We start from the raw sequence: 17,398 nt of genomic DNA, 5'->3' as shown, positions 1-17,398 counted from the left end.
TCTCCTGTGATTAATGGCTGACTGACAACAGCGGCTGACCGGCTTCGACGGTGCTGGACGCCACCGTATCAATCTCCCGGTAGTCGTCGCTGTTGCTGATAATGATCGGGGTCACCAGGTCGTAGCCGGCGTCCAGAATCGCCTGGCGATCAAACTCAATCAGCAGATCGCCGGCCTGTACCCTGTCGCCCTCTTTCACATGCGCGGTAAAGGGCACGCCGTCGAGTTTGACCGTGTCAATGCCGACGTGGATCAGCAGCTCAATGCCGCTGTCGCTTTGCAGGCCGATGGCGTGTTTAGTCTGAAACAGGGAGGCCACTTCGCCCGGGAACGGGGCAATCACTTGGCCCACCGCCGGGATAATGGCGACCCCTTTACCCAGCAGGCCGCTGGCGAAGGTGCTATCCGGCACCTGCTCGAGGGCGATAACGCTGCCGCTCATCGGCGCCAGAATATCGTTTGCCGAGACCGGGGCTACCGTCACGGCGCCTGGTGCGGCGCTACCGCGCGGCAGGCCGGCGAAGAAGGTCAGCACGCAGGCGAGCACGAAAGCCACGCCGGTGCCGATAAGCCCGCCCCAGACGCTGGCGTCAATCCCGCCGGGCGGGATCATTTGCGCCGGGAAAAAGATGTTTGGCAGGCCAAACGAGTAGGCATAACTGTTGCTAAAGGCAGTGATCGCCCCGCCAATCGCCCCGGCGACACAGCCGAAGATAAACGGACGGCGCAGCGGCAGAGTCAGGCCATAGATAGCCGGCTCGGTGATGCCGAACAGCCCGGCGGAGAAGGCGGAACCGGCCAGCACCCGCTGACGCGCATCGCGGGTGGCGAGGAAAATACCGAGCACGGCGCCCACCTGGGCAATCACCGCCGGAAGAATAATCGGCAGCATGGAGTCGTGACCAAGTACCGTCATGTTGTTGATCATCAACGGCACCAGCCCCCAGTGCAGGCCGAAAATAACGCACACCTGCCACATGGCGCCCAGTACCGCGCCCGCCAGCCATGGGGCAAACGCATAAATGAACTGGTAGCCGTTGGCCAGCAGATGGCTCAGCCAGGTGGCGACCGGGCCAATCACCAGGAAGGTGAGCGGGACCACCACCGCCAGGCAGATGGCCGGGCTGAAGAAGTTTTTCATCGATGACGGCAACAGCGCGTTGCTCTTGCGCTCCAGCCAGCAGCAGACCCATGAGGCGAGAATAATCGGGATCACTGACGAGCTGTAGTTGATAAAGGTCACCGGAATGCCGAGAAAGTGCTCCACCGCCGCGCCCGGCGCCTGGCTGGCCTCAAAGGCCTGAATCATCAGCGGGTGGGTTAACGCCCCGCCAATCACCATCGAGATAAACGGGTTGCCGCCAAACTTCTTCCCGGCGGTATAGCCAAGAAACAGCGGGAAGAAAAAGAACAGCGCGTCGCTGGCGGCAAACCAGATTTTATAAGTCCCCTGCTCCGGCGTAAGCCAGCCGCAGGTCACCGCCAGCGCCAGCAGGCCTTTCAGCAGACCGGTTGCCGCCATCACGCCGATAAACGGTGTAAAAATGCCGGAGATGATGTCGATAAGCTGGCTTAACACCGATCCTTTGGCCGCTTTTTCCTCGGCAACCGGTTCGCTGTCATCGCTTAACCCCGCCTCCTGGCGCACCGCCAGCCAGACGTCGTGAACGTGGTTGCCAATCACCACCTGAAACTGGCCGCCGCTCTCCACCACCATAATCACGCCCGGATTGGCCTTCAGCCCTTCGGCATCGGCTTTGCCGTTATCCTTCAGTTTAAAACGCAGACGTGTCGCACAGTGAACCAGACTCACAATGTTCTCTTTGCCGCCGACGCGGTTGAGAATATCCTGCGCGAGTGCTTTATATTCCATGCTCTTTTCCTTACTGCCGCTGCCCGCAGACAACCGGCGACTGAGTAGTAAAAAATAAAAAAACCCGAGAACCACGCCGGTGGGCGTCGCGCTCAGGTTTTGCCTGCATCATGCAGTAACAATCCAGTTTTGTTGGGGAGAATTAACGCCCCTCTTTTCTTACCCGTTCGATATGAATGGCAAGAAACATAATTTCTTCGGTGGTCAGCGACCGCTGATACTGCTTTTGCAGATGCGTCGCCACCGTTTCCGCACACTTCCACGCTTTGGCGTAGTTATCTTTCACCGCGCTGTGCAGCGAGACGTCGTCATCTTCCACCACCGTGCGCGTCAGCATCCGCTGGGCGAAAAACTTCAGGTGGGTGACGAAACGCTGATAGCTCAGCGACTCTTCATCGTAGTTAAGCTGCAGCTGATACTTCACCAGCTGCAGGATCTCCTGCATCACCCGGGTCACGTGCATGACCTCCGGCATTTCGCTGTTGAGCTGCGCCGTCACCAGATGCAGGGCGATAAATCCGGCTTCGTCCTCCGCCAACTCCACGCCGAGCCTTTTGGCAATGATGGCCCTTGCCTCCTGGCCCAGCGCGAACTCCTTCGGATACAGCCGCTTAATCTCCCACAGCAGCACGTTACGCAGTGCGATGCCCTTTTTCTGCCGCTCGATAGCAAAATGACAGTGATCCGTTAACGTGATGTACAAACTTTCCTGTAACTTGCCCAGCCGTCCGCGTGCCAGGTCGATAATGCGATCGCAGGTGGTCATCACTTCTAACGGTATCTGACTGAGAAGCTCGCCTAAGCGGCCGACCAGCTCATCGCTTTGTAAGGCGAAAACTTTTTCAATTTTACTGTCGTCCAGCACGTCGCCCGGGCGTTTCTGAAAGGCCAGCCCTCGCCCCATCACCACCTGTTCGCGCCGGTGCTCGTCGAGAACCACCACCACATTGTTATTGAGTACTTTGGCGATTTGCATATAGACCCCAGAAACAAAAAAACCTGACCCCCGACGAAACGCCAGGTGATCAGGTTTTGCCTGCCGCAGCAGTTGCAATCCAACACCCGCACTGTAACAACTTCTGCTGCGCGCTCAACCTGACAAGTGAAAAAACGTGATTAAGATCGCGACTATCAGAAGGTCACGACGGTTTTCCACTCCACTACCCACGCGTCCTGGGTCTGAGCGACGCCGCCCGGACGGTGCCAGTACTGCAGGCCCGGCTGCAGCTCCAGCCAGGAGACCGGGCGGAAGCGATAATAGAGCTCACCGTTCAGCGAATGACCGGCCACCGGCTGGTAAGCCGGATCGTTATAGTCGGTGGCGCCGCTTATCTGATTCATATAGCGCTGATTACGTGCGTAGTGGCTGCTCATGTCGATCCACGTCAGGCCGAAGCCAATCCAGTCCTCCGGGCGGGCGTCAAACAGACCGCGGTAGCGCATGGAGGCGGCGACGGCGGAGTGGATATAGTTGCTGCGCTGGTCGCTGAGGCTGCCGCTCAGTGAGACGCTCATCCCCCGCAGCGGGTCGTCGGCGTGGCGGGTGATCTGCTGGTTCAGGCCGGCGTACATAAACCAGGTGCTGTCGTGCTCGGCGTAACCTTGCGGATCGGTCGCCCCGGCGCCGCCGGATTTACCGCTGTAGAGGTCGCTCTGCGGCGCGTTAGTCCAGACCACGCCAAGGTTATAGGCTCCCGGCAGGCCATTAATCAGCGGACGGGTTTCGATCTCCATCGGCAGTAAGATGCCTTTGCTACCCTTCGTCGACCAGCTCCACGCGTGGCTGCGCGCGGTAGCCTGCGGGTTTTGCTCCATCACTCCGCCTTTCAGGGTGACGGTCGGCGTCAGCTTGTACTCCAGGGTGGTGCCCCAGGTATGAATGTTCCAGTTATTCCAGGTCAGCGAGTTGGCCGATTTCCCACCGCACTGGGTCAGCAGCTGAAAATCGCAGGGTATGATCTGGTCGAAGGTTTGCACCTTGTTCATCATGCCGATGCGCCAGGTCAGGCGGCGGTCGTCAAAGCTGCGGGCAAAGGTGAGCCAGCCAAGGCGGGTAATCGACCCGCCGCCCCAGCTCTCCTGCGATAGATCGTTGAAACTCACCCGCGGATCCTGCAGCCGTTTCGTGGTGAGATTATCATCGTGGTTGCGGTTGACGATGTTGCCTTCGAGACGCGCATCCGGTATGCCGGTCCAGCGCTCCAGATCCTGGGTAAAGGTCAGCGCCACCTGGTCAATATAGGCCAGGTGTTTATCATGGTCATAACCGCCGCCGGCGTTGTAGGCCATCTCGTTAAGATAGCCGAGATTATAATGAAAGCCGTTTTCTTCAAGGATCGGACGAATGCCTAGCATATCGCCCAGCAGCCCTTGCTGCCCGGCTTCAAACCCCAGCGCGCTGCCGTTCCACGCCGGGATGTCCGCGGCGCTCACGGCAGGCGCCATGGCCGCCAGCATAGCGCCGATCAAAAGCTGATTTATTTTTTTGTTATGCATTGTGATATCCACCGTGACTGAATAAAAACAAAGGGGATCCCCAGGCTATTTATTTACCCGTTTTCTTTTTTTAAAAATGAATGGCAAAAAGCGTCCGTCGGTAATAAAACCGCGACAATGCCAGAGAAATCGTTATTCACATCTCATTGTTTTACACCATCATTTTATCCACCCTGAATTTTTACCAAAAAAAAACCTAAGCACTTTGCGCCACGAATGACGAAAGTGCTTAGGTTTTGCCTGAGTTCAGTAGCAATCCTGAATTGATTGACCGCACATTATCACTTTATTCAACCCATGCCTATCATCAACAGGCATGCAAGTAATAATATGTGAAGCGAATAACAGTATGGCGGTTAATAGCGGCCGATCGCCGCCGCTATTTCAGCAGACGTTTGCAGGGCGCGAATTTCATTAAACAGGGTCAGCGCCTCGGTATATTCCTTGCGTAAATAGCCTAACCACTGCTTAATTCTTGCCACATGATACAGGCCGGTATCACCCTGCTTTTCCAGGCGGGTATATTTTTGCAACAGCTGGACCACCTGCGGCCACGGCATGCGCGGTTCGTTGTATTTGATCACCCGGCTGAGGTTCGGCACATTGAGCGCCCCGCGGCCAATCATCACCGAATCGCAGCCGGTGACAGCCATACAATCCTGGGCGCTTTGCCAGTCCCAGATTTCACCGTTGGCGACCACCGGGATAGTCAGGCGCTGGCGGATCTCGCCGATCGCCTGCCAGTTGATGCGTTCGGCTTTGTAGCCATCTTCTTTGGTACGGCCGTGAACCACCAGTTCGCTGGCCCCCGCCTGCTGCACCGCGTCGGCGATTTCAAAGCGCCGTTCACCGCTGTCCCAGCCAAGACGAACTTTCACCGTCACCGGCAGATGCTCGGGAACCGCCTCTCGCATGGCTTTCGCGCCGCGATAGATCAACTCTGGATCTTTCAGCAGCGTTGCCCCGCCGCCGCTGCCGTTTACCAGCTTCGACGGACAGCCGCAGTTTAAATCCACCCCCCATGAACCCAGCGCCACCGCGCGGGCGGCATTTTCCGCCAGCCACTCGGGATATTGTCCCAGCAGCTGGACGCGTACGCGGGTGCCGGACGGCGTGCGGCTCTGGTGATGCAGTTCCGGGCATAGCCTGTAGAACGATTTTACCGGCAGCAGTTGATCCACCACGCGCAGAAATTCGGTGATGCAGAGATCGTAATCGTTAACCTCGGTCAGCAGCTCGCGCACCAGCGAATCGAGCACGCCTTCCATCGGCGCCAGTAGAACACGCATATCGTTACCCGAAAAAAAAAGAGGCGCTATGGTAGCGCCTCCGGGCGCTGGTTGAAAGCGCTCAATGCGTCGGACCAGACGCACGCCGTTCCCCGCACGCTCGATGCGGCAAAGCGGCGAGATAATCTCTATGCTTTACAGAGGTCTGTGGCGTCCCATTCGCCTTTATTTGCCGCGCCTCATCCAGCAAGGTAGCGTGGGGAGCGATCCCGCCTGAGCCGCAAGGTGTCGGGCCCTGACGGGTGAGACTATGGTTCCCGTAAGCTATCAGCGCTATGCATAGAATTCATGATGTGATCGGTAGCACATTTTAGGGATTAATTGTATGATGAATGCACTTCATCAAGGGTTATTACCATGAGTAAATCGCTGACTATTATCTGGCAGTACCTGCGGGCTTTCGTCCTGATTTACGCCTGCCTGTACGCCGGAATTTTTATCGCCGGGCTGCTGCCTATCACTATCCCCGGCAGCATCATCGGCATGCTGATCCTCTTCGTGCTGCTGGCGCTGCAAATTATGCCGCCGCAATGGGTCAACCCCGGCTGCAATATCCTGATCCGCTATATGGCGCTGCTGTTCGTGCCGATCGGCGTTGGGGTGATGCAGTACTGGGATCTGCTGCGCGCCCAGCTGGGGCCTGTCGTTATCTCCTGCGCCATCAGTACGCTGGTGGTGTTTGTAGTGGTGAGCTGGAGCTCCCATTTGGTGCATGGCGAACGTAAAGTGATTGGCCAAAAAGGAAAAGAAGAATGATGCATGAAATCTGGTGGTCGCTACCGCTAACCCTGATCGTCTTTTTTCTCGCCCGCAAACTGGCGGCCCGCTTTAAGTTCCCGCTGCTCAACCCGCTGCTGGTGGCGATGGTGGTGATTATTCCATTTCTTCTGCTGACCGGGATCTCCTATGAGCGTTATTTTGCCGGCAGCAAAGTCCTGAACGATCTGCTGCAGCCGGCGGTAGTGGCCCTTGCGTTCCCGCTGTATGAACAGCTGCACCAGATCCGCGCCCGCTGGAAATCTATCATTACCATCTGCTTTATTGGCAGCTGCGTGGCGATGATCACCGGCACCACCGTCGCTCTGCTGATGGGCGCCACGCCGCAAATCGCCGCCTCTATTCTGCCTAAGTCAGTCACTACGCCGATTGCTATGGCGGTTAGCGGCAGCATCGGCGGCATTCCGGCCATCAGCGCCGTGTGCGTAATTTTTGTCGGCATCCTCGGCGCGGTATTTGGGCATACGTTGCTTAACCTGATGCGCATTCGCACCAAAGCGTCGCGCGGCCTGTCAATGGGCACCGCCTCGCACGCCCTCGGCACCGCCCGCTGCGCCGAGCTGGACTATCAGGAAGGCGCGTTTAGCTCACTGGCGCTGGTGCTATGCGGGATCATCACCTCGTTGATGGCGCCGTTCTTATTTCCGCTGATCCTCGCAGTGGTAGGTTAATAGTGATTTAAATCACATTTTTTAATGCAACAAATCGGAGTTGCATAAAGAATGAGATATTCATCACATATGGAACCGCTGGCCGCCCGTACACTGGCTTCCCATTACACTGTTATGAGGCAACGCTATGCACTCACGTTTTCAAGCTGCTTTGACGACTCTGGCAGCAGATCTGCAGGCGGCCATCGCCCCGATGCTCGCCGACCCGCATTTCCCGGCGCTGCTCGAAGCCGATCAGGTGGCGACGCTGCAGCATGCGACAGGTCTGGACGAAGACGCGCTGGCTTTTGCGCTACTGCCGCTTGCCGCTGCCTGCGCGCGCCCCGACCTTTCTCATTTTAACGTCGGGGCTATCGCCCGCGGCGTCAGCGGCCGCTGGTACTTTGGCGGCAATATGGAGTTTCTCGGCGCTACCATGCAGCAGACCGTTCACGCGGAACAGAGCGCCATCAGCCACGCCTGGCTGCGCGGCGAGACCTCCCTGCGCGCTATCACGGTGAACTACACGCCGTGCGGTCATTGCCGTCAGTTTATGAACGAACTGAACAGCGGGCTGGCGCTGCGCATTCATCTGCCGGGTCGCGAAGCGCATGCTCTGGAGCACTATCTGCCGGACGCCTTTGGCCCGAAAGACCTGGAGATCAAAACCCTGCTGATGGATGAACAGGACCATGGCTACCCGGTGAGCGGCGATGCCCTGACCCAGGCAGCTATTCAGGCCGCCAACCGCTGCCATGCGCCCTATAGCCACTCGCCTTCCGGCGTGGCGCTGGAGCTGAAAGACGGTACCATTTTCAGCGGTAGCTATGCGGAAAACGCAGCGTTCAACCCGACGCTGCCGCCGCTGCAGGGGGCGCTGAATCTCCTTAGCCTCAACGGCTATGATTATCCCGCTATCCAGCGGGCAATCCTGGCGGAGAAAGCCGACGCGGCGCTGATCCAGTGGGATGCCACCGTCGCCACCCTGAAGGCGCTGGGCTGCCACAATATTGAGCGCGTCCTGTTAGGTTGATCAGCCTGAGCAGATTGCCGGACGGCGTCTTCGGCTTATCCGGCTGACTTTTTATACCGTTAGGTGTCGGGTGGCGCTACGCTTACCCGACCTACGGTTCGCGCCATGGCGAGCTGAAGATCCCTATGCCGGGTGTCGGCTCACGCCTTACCCGGCCTGCATTCGGCGATCTGTCTATATTGCTGAAAATCCCCGCAATCAAACGCGGGTTTCTTGCGCTTACCCGGCGGGTAAAGTAGCCTGAAGACTCCGTTGTCTATTATTGAGCCAAGTTCATGTTAAAGCGTGCGTTCTACAGCCTGTTAGTCCTGCTCGGCCTGCTGCTGTTGACCGTGCTGGGTCTTGACCGCTGGATGAGCTGGAAAACCGCACCCTATATCTATGATGAACTGCAGGACCTGCCCTACCGTCAGGTCGGTGTGGTGCTGGGCACCGCCAAATATTACCGCACCGGCGTCATCAATCAGTATTACCGTTACCGCATCCAGGGTGCGCTGAACGCCTACAACAGCGGCAAGGTCAACTATCTCCTGCTGAGCGGCGATAATGCTCTGCAAAGCTACAATGAACCGATGACCATGCGTCGGGACCTGATTAAAGGCGGCGTCGATCCCGCGGATATCGTACTGGACTATGCCGGTTTCCGTACCCTCGACTCGATCGTCCGTACCCGGAAAGTGTTCGACACCAACGACTTCATTATCATCACCCAGCGCTTCCACTGCGAACGGGCGCTGTTTATCGCCCTGCATATGGGGATCCAGGCCCAGTGCTACGCGGTGCCGTCGCCGAAGGATATGTGGAGCGTGCGGCTGCGCGAGTTCGGCGCCCGCTTTGGCGCGCTGGCGGACCTCTATATCTTCAAACGGGAACCGCGCTTTCTCGGCCCTCTCATCCCGATTCCGGCGCAGCAGCATGACGTGCCGGATGACGCCCAGTCCTACCCGGCCGTGACCCCGGAGCAGCTGCTGGAGCTGCAGAAAGAAAAGTAGCCTCCATCAACGCATTCGTTTCAGATATAAAAAAACCCGCGCCAGGCGCGGGTTTTTGATGCGTTCAACCTTATTTCTTACGGGCGTATTTCAGGGAGTCCAGCGCCACGGCGAAGATAATAATCGCCCCCTTAATAATGTACTGCCAGTAAGGGTTGACGCCGATATAGGTCAGGCCGTAGTTGATGACGGTGAAGATAATCACCCCGGTCACCACGCCGAATACGGTCCCTACCCCGCCGCTGAACGATACGCCGCCCACCACACAGGCGGCGATGGCGTCCAGTTCGTACATAAAGCCGAGGTTATTGGTCGCCGAACCGATACGACCGGCTTCCAGCAGGCCGCCGAAGGCGTAGAACACGCCGGAGAGGGCATAGATCATCAGCAGGTTTAACGCTACGTTAACCCCGGAGACCTTCGCCGCTTCCGGGTTACCGCCGATAGCGAAAATGTTTTTGCCAAAGCGCGTCTTGTTCCACAGGATCCAGACAAAGAAGACGGCAATCAGCGCATAGAAGGTAATGTAGGACAGGCGGAAGGAGCCCAGCGCCACAAACCCCTGCGCGAAATGGGAGAAGTGGCTGTCGAAGCCGGAGATCGGCGACGCGCCCACGAAGTCGTAGTACAGCGAGTTAATGCCGTACACGATGATCATGGTGCCGAGAGTGGTAATAAACGGCGTCACGTTCAGGTAGGCAATGACGATCCCGTTAATCAGGCCGATGACCGCCCCGATGGCGCACACCAGCAGGATCACCAGCGGGATCGGCATGGTCGCCATATCCGGGAATACCTTATTGGCATTATCCACCGCCTGCAGCATGGTGGCGGCAATCACCGCCGCCAGACCCACCTGACGGCCGGCGGAGAGGTCGGTCCCCTGCGTGACGATAAGTCCGGCCACGCCGAGGGCAATAATAATACGCACCGAGGACTGGGTCAGAATATTACTCAGGTTGAGCAGACTTAAAAATGTCGGATCCTGGAAAATAATAATGGCCAGCAGGACCAGAAGGACAACATATATCCCACCCTCTTTCAGGTAAGTGAGAAAACTCTTTTTATTTAACGCACTCATGTGAAGCCCCTGATCTTAAAGGTGCAATGACGCAAGACGCAGTATTTCGTTTTGCGTAGTGGTTTTAGTCTCAACAATGCCCGCGACCAGGCCGTTGCTCATCACCAGAATGCGGTCGGTAATCCCCAGCAGTTCCGGCATTTCGGAAGAAATAATAATGATCCCTTTGTCTTTTTTAGCCAGTTCGGCAATCAGCTGATAGATTTCAAACTTGGCGCCGACGTCGATACCGCGCGTTGGCTCATCCAGCATCAGGATCTCCGGCTGGGTCAGCAGCCAGCGGCCTATAATGACCTTTTGCTGGTTACCACCGGAAAGCGAGCCAATCTGCGTATGCTGACCGGGGGTTTTGACGCGCATCGAGTCAATAACCCATTGGGTATCGCTCTTCATTCGCGAGTTATCCAGCAAGCCGATGCTGTTTTTATATTTCTTAATATTGGAGATCAGCGAGTTAAATCCGATATCCAGATAGGCGTAAATCCCGGTAGAGCGCCGCTCCTCGGTCACCAGCGCAAAACCGTGGTTAATCGCCTCGTTGGCGCTGTGGTTGTTGATCTTCTTGCCGTGCAGCGTGATGGTGCCGCTGGCCTTCTCACGGATGCCGAACAGGGTCTCCACGATGTCGGTGCGTTTAGCGCCCACCAGGCCGGCGATACCGAGAATTTCGCCCTTATGCAGGTCAAAGGAGACATCGCGAATGGAGGGCTGGCGCAGCGAGGTGAGATTGCGCACCTGGAGGATCACTTCGCCCGGAGTGTTTTCGCGATCCGGAAAACGCTGGTTAAGCGAACGCCCGACCATCATGGCGATGATCTTATCCATATCCAGCCCTTCCAGCGGCTGGGTGGCGATCCACTGGCCGTCGCGCAGGATGGTTATTTCATCGCACAACTGGAAAATTTCTTCCATTTTATGCGAGATATAGACGATACCGCAGCCGCGATCTTTCAGCTTACGGATGATCTTAAACAGATGGTTGACCTCTTTTTCCGTCAGCGATGACGTCGGCTCATCCATGATGACGATTTTGGCGTCATAGGAAAACGCCTTCGCGATCTCAATCATCTGCATCTGAGATACCGATAAGGTACCGACGCGGGCGCGCGGATCGATATCAATATCCAGCTCATCAAAAATGGCCTTGGTATCCCGGTACATTTTGTCCTGATCGACAAACATGCCTTTAGTTGGATAGCGCCCGAGCCACATGTTATCCATGACCGAACGCTGTAATACCAGGTTTAATTCCTGATGCACCATCGAAATACCGTTTTCCAGGGCTTCTTTCGCCGAATGGAAATCGATCTCTTTTCCCTGAAAAAGAATGCTACCGGAATCTTTTTGATAGATCCCAAAAAGGCATTTTAATAATGTCGATTTACCGGCGCCGTTCTCACCCATTAACGCATGAATGGAGTGCGGACGAACCTTCAGGTTGACATTATCAAGAGCCTTGACGCCAGGAAACGATTTGTTGATGTTGCTCATCTCCAACAAATATTCGCCTGACCGTTCGCTATTATTGCTGACCATAGTTATACCTGGCTGCGTTCATGCAAGCCCCGTCCGGCGCACTAGCGCCAGCAGGAGTCTGGTTCTGTATCAGGAATAATCGGGCGTGGATAACCCACGCCCGCAACTCACATCACGATTATTTGCCGGTAAACTGGCTCAGGTTGTCTTTATCGACGCCCACGTAGGGGACGCGAACAATCTTGTTGTCAATTTTCCAGTTGGTGCCTGCCGCGGCGTCTTTCCCGTCGGCAAGGTTTTTCGCCAGCTCGAAGGTCGCTTTTGCCTGGTTGTTGGCATCGTTCAGCACAGTACCGGCCATCGCGCCGGATTTCACCAGCGCCAGGGCTTCCGGCAGGGCATCAACGCCGAACACCGGAATGCTGCTCTTATTGTGCGCTTTCAGCGCTTCAACCGCGCCCATCGCCATGGCGTCGTTGTTAGCGATCACCACTTCAATCTTGTTGGCATTCGGGCCGGAGAGCCAGGCGTCCATTTTGTCTTTCGCCTGGGCGGTATCCCACATCGCGGTATCCAGCTGCAGCTGCTGGGTCTTCAGACCTTTATCATTCAGCTCTTTAATAACGTAAGTGGTACGCGCTTCCGCATCCGGATGGCCCGGCTCGCCTTTCAGCAGGACGTACTGGATCTGACCGTCTTTATTCAGATCCCAGTTCGGGTTGGCTTTCCAGTGCTTGGCGATCAGATCGCCCTGAATAATCCCGGACTCTTTCGAATCGGTACCGACGTAATAAGCCTTGTCATAACTATCCAGCGCTTTGCGGGAAGGCTCTTTGTTGAAGAACACCACCGGAATATTCTGCCCGCGCGCCTTTTCAATCACCGTACCTGCGGCGGCCGGGTCAACCAGGTTAATCGCCAGCGCCTTCACGCCTTTCGCCAGCAGCACGTCAATCTGATCGTTTTGTTTCGACTGGTCGTTCTGCGAATCATTCATCAATAGCTGGACGTCTGGCGCGGATTTGCCATCTTTTTCAATCGCCTTACGCACTACCGACATAAAGTTGTCGTCATATTTATAAATCGTCACGCCGATACGGGTATCTGCTGCGTGTGCGGCGGCGCCAAATAACAGACCAGCCATTACAGCAGACAGGGTAAACACCTTCTTATTCATGGAATCTCCGGTTTTATTATGCAGGGTCATTATTGTGAGAAAATGCAGGCGGGATTTGTTGCATTAGTGTTACCGCACAACGCATTTCACGACGAAAATTCGGTCTTCCGTGTCGGGTAACGCTCCAGAAAAATACGACTGTAAAACTCGTTTAACGCCTTGTTCCTACTAAATAAAGTGAGGAATATCCATCACCTCGTGGTTCAGACTGGTAAACGCTGCCATCATAATCAGGCGAATGTTAATATACTGTGAATTTACTCACAAATTGAAAGCGGTTACATCCCACGATCGCGTCAGTTAGTGATCGGCCCCACAGTTTGCCGCTGGGCAACGGAATGACGGCGCACCAGCGTCGGCATAAAGCAGTGCGTCGCCTCGCGATCCAGCTTGCCGGCCGCCCCCAGCAGCGCCAGCTCGGTGGCCAGCTTTGCCATCGACATTACCGGATAGCGCACGGTGGTGAGCTGAGGATCGGTGTAACGGGAAATAGGAATATCATCAAAGCCAATCAGCGACAGATGCTGCGGCACGACAATGCCGTTGTCCTTCAGCGTCGTCAGCGCGCCGGCCGCCATGCTGTCGTTATAGGCAAACACCGCGGTGAGGCCGAGATTGCGCCCCAGCAGTTCGACCATCGCCGCTTCACCGCCCTGCATATCCGGGGAGCCGGAACCGATCCAGCTGTCCGGGGCGATGATGCCTTGCTCCTGCAGCGCTTTGCTCCACCCTTCCCGGCGCATATCGTCATCTTCAATGCCGTGGTTTGAGGAGAGATAGCCGATGCGCTGGTGACCATGATTGAGCAGCATACGGGTGGCCATCAGCGCGCCGCTGACGTTGTCGAGTCCGACGCAGCGATGGGCATACCCCGGCACGATGCGGTTGATCAGCACCATCCCCGGGATATGTTGCATAAAGTCGCTCAGTTCATCATCGCTCAGCGCTTTCGAATGGACGATCAGCGCCGAGCAGCGCTGACGGATCAGCACCTCGATGGCGTGACGCTCTTTTTCCGCCTCGTGATAGCTGTTGCCGATCAGCACATATTTCTGATGCTGCTGAGCAACGGTATCCACTGCTTTCACCAGCGCGCCGAAGAAGGCATCGGAGACGTCCATCACCACTACGCCGATGGTATCGCTGACCTGGGTGGCCAGCGCCTGGGCGTTGGCGTTGGGCCGGTAGCCCAGTTGGGTCACCGCTTTCATCACCACGTCGCGCGTATCCGGACTCACCAGCGCGCTGTTATTCAGCACCCGCGACACGGTGGCCACGGAAACGCCCGCCTGGCGGGCGACATCACGAATGGTGATCATACTCAGCGACCTTAAGAGAATTACAGCACGTCACATTCACCTCCTGTGCTTAGCAAGGAGGCTATTCTGGCAGTGACCCGCGGTCCGCTGCGTGAGTGAGGTCACACGACTGGAAACGTTTACATCCGTTTTGTTAATGATTGTGATCGAGATCGTTATCTGGATGTGTCTTTCAATGATGTGCCTGACGCACGCAGGGTTAACTGACGCCACAGCCATTCCACCGGCCCCTGGCGGAAGCGGCGCAGCCAGAGCGATGAGACAAGGAGGTTAACGGCCCAGATGGGGGGGACAAAGGCCAGCAGCTGCAGACGATCGAAGCGCATAAACAGCCCAAGATGATAAAACAGGGTGGTGCAGATCAGGGTCTGCAGCAGGTAGTTGGTCAGCGCCATGCGTCCGACGCAGGCGATAGCGCCCACCAGGCGGAAACGGCAGAGCTGCGGCCAGTAGCCCCAGGCCAGCGCGGCATAGCCGATAGCCTGCAGCGGGGCGCTAAGTTCGCGCGGCGCCTGCAGTAAAAACGCGCACCAGCGATAGTCCCAGGCCAGATACCACTGGGCGAATATTGCCGGCAGATTGACCGCCATGCCGGCCGCCACCAGCAGCGCGCCGGTACGCCGGTAGTGACGCAGGCTAAACTGTCCCTTCAGCCAGCCGCTGCGCATCAACGCCGCGCCCATCAGCATCATCCCCGCCAGCTGCCAGCCATACTGCGCGCCCAGCGCCAGCAGATTGTCAGATAGCATATCCGCCCGGTTGCTGACCGCCTCCATGCCACCATGCAGCTTCCAGTACTGCTCATACTGCAGGTTCGCCGCGTCCGGCGCCCACGAGCGATTCGCCGCGGTCCCGGAGATCATCCCCAACAGGACCAGCACCGCAATGCCGGTGAGGTAGAGCACCACCCCGGTGTTGAACAGCGATTTGACATGGTGCGCCTCACGCACCATGCGCCAGCTCACCAGCCCCACCAGGGCATAGGCCAGCAGAATATCGCCATCCCAGAAAAAAAGACCGTGAATGAAACCGAGCAGCGCCAGCAGCGTCAGCCGCGACTGGATCCAGCGCTTCCCTCGCGGAAGCAATAGCTGAAGACCGGCGCCAAACAGCAGCGCGAACAGGGTGAGAAACTTCACCTGCGCCAGCAGGTCGAGGAGCGCCCAGGTCCAGGCATCGCTAAGGGACGCGCTTCCTGACCAGGCGGGATTGAGATAAGCGGCCTTCGGCAAGCCGAAGGCGCTGATATTGAGAAGCAGGATACCGAGGATGGCGACGCCGCGGACAAAGTCCAGCGTGACATTTCTCTCCATGCACCCTGCTCCGTTTTAGTTGTGGTGACGTACTGCGCGCAGGAATTCCTGGCGGGTATTCTGGCTGGATTTAAACAGGCCGCCGAGAGAGGTGGTGGTGGTGGCGCTGGTCGCGTCGCGAATGCCGCGCGCCTTCACGCAATAATGCACCGCGTCAATGGATACCGCCACGTTGTTGGTGCCGAGCAGCGTCTGCAGCGCGATCAGGATCTGCTGCGTCAGACGCTCCTGGACCTGCGGACGTTGGGCGAAAAACTGCACGATGCGGTTGATTTTCGACAGGCCGATCACCGAATCTTTCGGGATATAGGCTACCGTCGCTTTACCATCGATGGTAACGAAATGGTGTTCGCAGGTGCTGGTCAGGGTGATATCGCGCACGGTGACCATTTCATCGACCTTCATTTTGTTTTCAATGACGGTGATTTTCGGGAAGCGAGAATAATCCAGCCCGGAGAAGATCTCATCGACATACATTTTGGCGATGCGATGCGGGGTCTCCATCAGACTGTCATCACTCAGATCCAGATTCAGCAGTTGCATAATCTCGGTCATATGACCGGTAATCAAACGCTTGCGTGTTTCGTTATCAATTTCTTGTACTGGCGCACGCATCGGCGTCTCCAGCCCACGAGCGACCAGCGCTTCATGAACGAGGACGGCTTCTTTACTCAGTGATGACATTTATGTTTCTCCTGCAGGTGTGGCGCTCTTTGCTTTTTCTGGGGGCAAAGTTTGTATTCATTGTGCGTGAGGTGGCGCACAGAATCCAGTAGCCGTAACGATAATTATTGAAATTGGCGCTGCCTTTTATTAGGGAGCGAAGCCATGCCTCAGGCGCAACGCCAAATCCTTATCGCCGTATCCGGAATGTTCCAACCGCTGTACGCATTCATAAGCGCCGTCGCTACACCGGCATGTTGGCTATAAGTTGCATTAATGATGCAGTAAGTTCTCAAAAGGAGAAAGTGAAAGTTGCTCACCGGCTAATGAAATATCTGTATTATGAACGTTTACGCGCACATCCCTTCCGAGGAGCCTTGCATGGAACTGCTTGAAGAGCATCGCTGTTTTGACGGCCAGCAACAACGCTGGCGTCATCACTCCCCTGTCCTGAACTGCGCCATGACGTTCAGCATTTTTTTACCGCCTGAGCGCGAAACGCCGCCGCCGGTGCTGTACTGGCTGTCGGGGCTGACCTGTAACGATGAGAACTTTACCACCAAGGCGGGCGCCCAGCGCATTGCCGCCGAGCTGGGCATCGCGCTGGTGATGCCGGATACCAGCCCGCGCGGTGACGAGGCGGCCAACGACGACGGTTACGATCTCGGACAAGGCGCCGGCTTCTACCTGAACGCCACCGAGGCGCCCTGGGCGGCGCACTACCGAATGTACGATTACCTGCGTGACGAACTGCCCGCGCTTATTCGTAGCGAGTTTAGCGTCGGCGAACGCTGCGCCGTCAGCGGCCACTCGATGGGCGGCCACGGCGCGCTCATTATGGCGCTCAAAAATCCCGGCCGCTACGCCAGCGTCTCCGCCTTCGCGCCGATAGTCAATCCCTCCCAGGTCCCGTGGGGCAAGAAAGCGTTTACCGCCTATCTCGGCGCGGATGAATCGGCATGGCACTCCTGGGACAGCTGCGCGCTGATGCAGGCCAGCCGGCCGGAGGACGCCGTGCCGACGCTTATCGATCAGGGCGACAACGATCCATTCCTTGCCGGACAGCTGCAGCCGGCGGTACTGGCGGAGGTCGCGCGGCAGAAGGCCTGGCCGTTAACGCTGCGCATCCAGCCCGGTTACGACCACAGCTATTACTTTATTGCCTCGTTTATTGAAGACCATCTGCGCTTCCATGCGCAGCATCTCTTTGGCTAAACGCCAATGCGCCGCGAAGCTGCTTCGCGGCGCATGTTCAGGCC

At 56.9% G+C, this 17,398-nt stretch carries 14 protein-coding genes and 1 pseudogene; 5 read left to right on the top strand and 10 right to left on the bottom strand.

Annotation, left to right across the window (positions count from 1 at the left end):
• Positions 1–10: 10 nt before the first annotated feature.
• From bglF to dusC, 4 genes and pseudogenes are all read right to left on the bottom strand, one after another.
• Positions 11–1,985: pseudogene (gene bglF / locus OHJ17_RS08120) on the bottom strand (PTS beta-glucoside transporter subunit IIABC).
• A 30-nt stretch (positions 1,986–2,015) separates the two neighbouring features.
• A complete protein-coding gene (bglG, locus tag OHJ17_RS08115; RefSeq protein WP_002912842.1) occupies positions 2,016–2,849 on the bottom strand; it encodes a transcriptional antiterminator BglG in 834 nt (277 codons plus the stop codon).
• A gap of 155 nt (positions 2,850–3,004) precedes the next feature.
• Complete coding sequence (locus OHJ17_RS08110) at positions 3,005–4,369, bottom strand: carbohydrate porin (RefSeq protein ID WP_004175080.1); 1,365 nt, start codon at positions 4,367–4,369, stop codon at positions 3,005–3,007.
• Positions 4,370–4,725: 356 nt separating this feature from the next.
• On the bottom strand, positions 4,726–5,658 hold the full coding sequence (dusC, locus tag OHJ17_RS08105; RefSeq protein WP_002912862.1) for a tRNA dihydrouridine(16) synthase DusC: 933 nt from the start codon (positions 5,656–5,658) through the stop codon (positions 4,726–4,728).
• Positions 5,659–6,015: 357 nt separating this feature from the next.
• Between dusC and OHJ17_RS08100 the strand changes: the two genes are divergently transcribed.
• From OHJ17_RS08100 to sanA, 4 genes are all read left to right on the top strand, one after another.
• Positions 6,016–6,414 (top strand): CidA/LrgA family protein, encoded by a 399-nt coding sequence (locus OHJ17_RS08100; protein WP_002912865.1) that lies wholly within the window; start codon positions 6,016–6,018, stop codon positions 6,412–6,414.
• Positions 6,411–7,106, top strand: coding sequence for a CidB/LrgB family autolysis modulator (locus OHJ17_RS08095; protein ID WP_002912867.1), 696 nt, complete (start codon positions 6,411–6,413; stop codon positions 7,104–7,106). The genes OHJ17_RS08100 and OHJ17_RS08095 overlap by 4 nt, the downstream gene beginning before the upstream one ends.
• 127 nt (positions 7,107–7,233) lie before the next feature.
• Positions 7,234–8,118: a cytidine deaminase gene (gene cdd / locus OHJ17_RS08090; RefSeq protein ID WP_004200488.1), complete on the top strand. Its 885-nt coding sequence runs from the start codon at positions 7,234–7,236 to the stop codon at positions 8,116–8,118.
• A 275-nt stretch (positions 8,119–8,393) separates the two neighbouring features.
• Positions 8,394–9,110, top strand: coding sequence for an outer membrane permeability protein SanA (sanA, locus tag OHJ17_RS08085; RefSeq protein WP_002912870.1), 717 nt, complete (start codon positions 8,394–8,396; stop codon positions 9,108–9,110).
• Between the two features lie 70 nt (positions 9,111–9,180).
• On the opposite strand, the gene mglC is transcribed toward sanA, so the two are convergent.
• The 6 genes from mglC to folE all read right to left on the bottom strand — a co-directional run bounded on the left by mglC (position 9,181) and on the right by folE (position 16,160).
• Complete coding sequence (mglC, locus tag OHJ17_RS08080) at positions 9,181–10,191, bottom strand: galactose/methyl galactoside ABC transporter permease MglC (protein WP_002912871.1); 1,011 nt, start codon at positions 10,189–10,191, stop codon at positions 9,181–9,183.
• Positions 10,192–10,206: 15 nt separating this feature from the next.
• Positions 10,207–11,727: a galactose/methyl galactoside ABC transporter ATP-binding protein MglA gene (mglA, locus tag OHJ17_RS08075; protein ID WP_004175074.1), complete on the bottom strand. Its 1,521-nt coding sequence runs from the start codon at positions 11,725–11,727 to the stop codon at positions 10,207–10,209.
• A 118-nt stretch (positions 11,728–11,845) separates the two neighbouring features.
• Positions 11,846–12,844, bottom strand: coding sequence for a galactose/glucose ABC transporter substrate-binding protein MglB (mglB, locus tag OHJ17_RS08070; protein ID WP_002912878.1), 999 nt, complete (start codon positions 12,842–12,844; stop codon positions 11,846–11,848).
• Between the two features lie 296 nt (positions 12,845–13,140).
• Entirely contained in the window at positions 13,141–14,163 is a 1,023-nt protein-coding gene (galS, locus tag OHJ17_RS08065) for an HTH-type transcriptional regulator GalS (protein WP_002912919.1), read from the bottom strand.
• 155 nt (positions 14,164–14,318) lie between these two features.
• Entirely contained in the window at positions 14,319–15,476 is a 1,158-nt protein-coding gene (yeiB, locus tag OHJ17_RS08060) for a DUF418 domain-containing protein YeiB (protein ID WP_004149106.1), read from the bottom strand.
• A 15-nt stretch (positions 15,477–15,491) separates the two neighbouring features.
• Positions 15,492–16,160, bottom strand: coding sequence for a GTP cyclohydrolase I FolE (folE, locus tag OHJ17_RS08055; protein WP_002912924.1), 669 nt, complete (start codon positions 16,158–16,160; stop codon positions 15,492–15,494).
• Positions 16,161–16,520: 360 nt separating this feature from the next.
• Here folE and fghA point away from each other — a divergent pair, with 360 nt between their 5' ends.
• Complete coding sequence (gene fghA / locus OHJ17_RS08050; protein WP_004151123.1) at positions 16,521–17,354, top strand: S-formylglutathione hydrolase; 834 nt, start codon at positions 16,521–16,523, stop codon at positions 17,352–17,354.
• The last annotated feature ends 44 nt before the right edge of the window (positions 17,355–17,398 follow it).

It is taken from the genome of Klebsiella sp. KP20-425-1 (assembly GCF_025813515.1).
GTDB classification, from domain to species: domain Bacteria; phylum Pseudomonadota; class Gammaproteobacteria; order Enterobacterales; family Enterobacteriaceae; genus Klebsiella; species Klebsiella pneumoniae.
The sequence above is the reverse complement of the archived record's forward strand: the minus strand, read 5'-3'. Positions and strand labels throughout refer to the sequence as shown.

Excerpts from the sequence above, each read along its gene's own strand:
- bglG (WP_002912842.1), bottom strand. The coding sequence starts at position 2,849 with ATGCAAATCGCCAAAGTACTCAATAACAATGTGGTGGTGGTTCTCGAC.
- OHJ17_RS08110 (WP_004175080.1), bottom strand. The coding sequence starts at position 4,369 with ATGCATAACAAAAAAATAAATCAGCTTTTGATCGGCGCTATGCTGGCG.
- dusC (WP_002912862.1), bottom strand. The coding sequence starts at position 5,658 with ATGCGTGTTCTACTGGCGCCGATGGAAGGCGTGCTCGATTCGCTGGTG.
- OHJ17_RS08100 (WP_002912865.1), top strand. The coding sequence starts at position 6,016 with ATGAGTAAATCGCTGACTATTATCTGGCAGTACCTGCGGGCTTTCGTC.
- OHJ17_RS08095 (WP_002912867.1), top strand. The coding sequence starts at position 6,411 with ATGATGCATGAAATCTGGTGGTCGCTACCGCTAACCCTGATCGTCTTT.
- cdd (WP_004200488.1), top strand. The coding sequence starts at position 7,234 with ATGCACTCACGTTTTCAAGCTGCTTTGACGACTCTGGCAGCAGATCTG.
- sanA (WP_002912870.1), top strand. The coding sequence starts at position 8,394 with ATGTTAAAGCGTGCGTTCTACAGCCTGTTAGTCCTGCTCGGCCTGCTG.
- mglC (WP_002912871.1), bottom strand. The coding sequence starts at position 10,191 with ATGAGTGCGTTAAATAAAAAGAGTTTTCTCACTTACCTGAAAGAGGGT.
- mglA (WP_004175074.1), bottom strand. The coding sequence starts at position 11,727 with ATGGTCAGCAATAATAGCGAACGGTCAGGCGAATATTTGTTGGAGATG.
- mglB (WP_002912878.1), bottom strand. The coding sequence starts at position 12,844 with ATGAATAAGAAGGTGTTTACCCTGTCTGCTGTAATGGCTGGTCTGTTA.
- galS (WP_002912919.1), bottom strand. The coding sequence starts at position 14,163 with ATGATCACCATTCGTGATGTCGCCCGCCAGGCGGGCGTTTCCGTGGCC.
- yeiB (WP_004149106.1), bottom strand. The coding sequence starts at position 15,476 with ATGGAGAGAAATGTCACGCTGGACTTTGTCCGCGGCGTCGCCATCCTC.
- folE (WP_002912924.1), bottom strand. The coding sequence starts at position 16,160 with ATGTCATCACTGAGTAAAGAAGCCGTCCTCGTTCATGAAGCGCTGGTC.
- fghA (WP_004151123.1), top strand. The coding sequence starts at position 16,521 with ATGGAACTGCTTGAAGAGCATCGCTGTTTTGACGGCCAGCAACAACGC.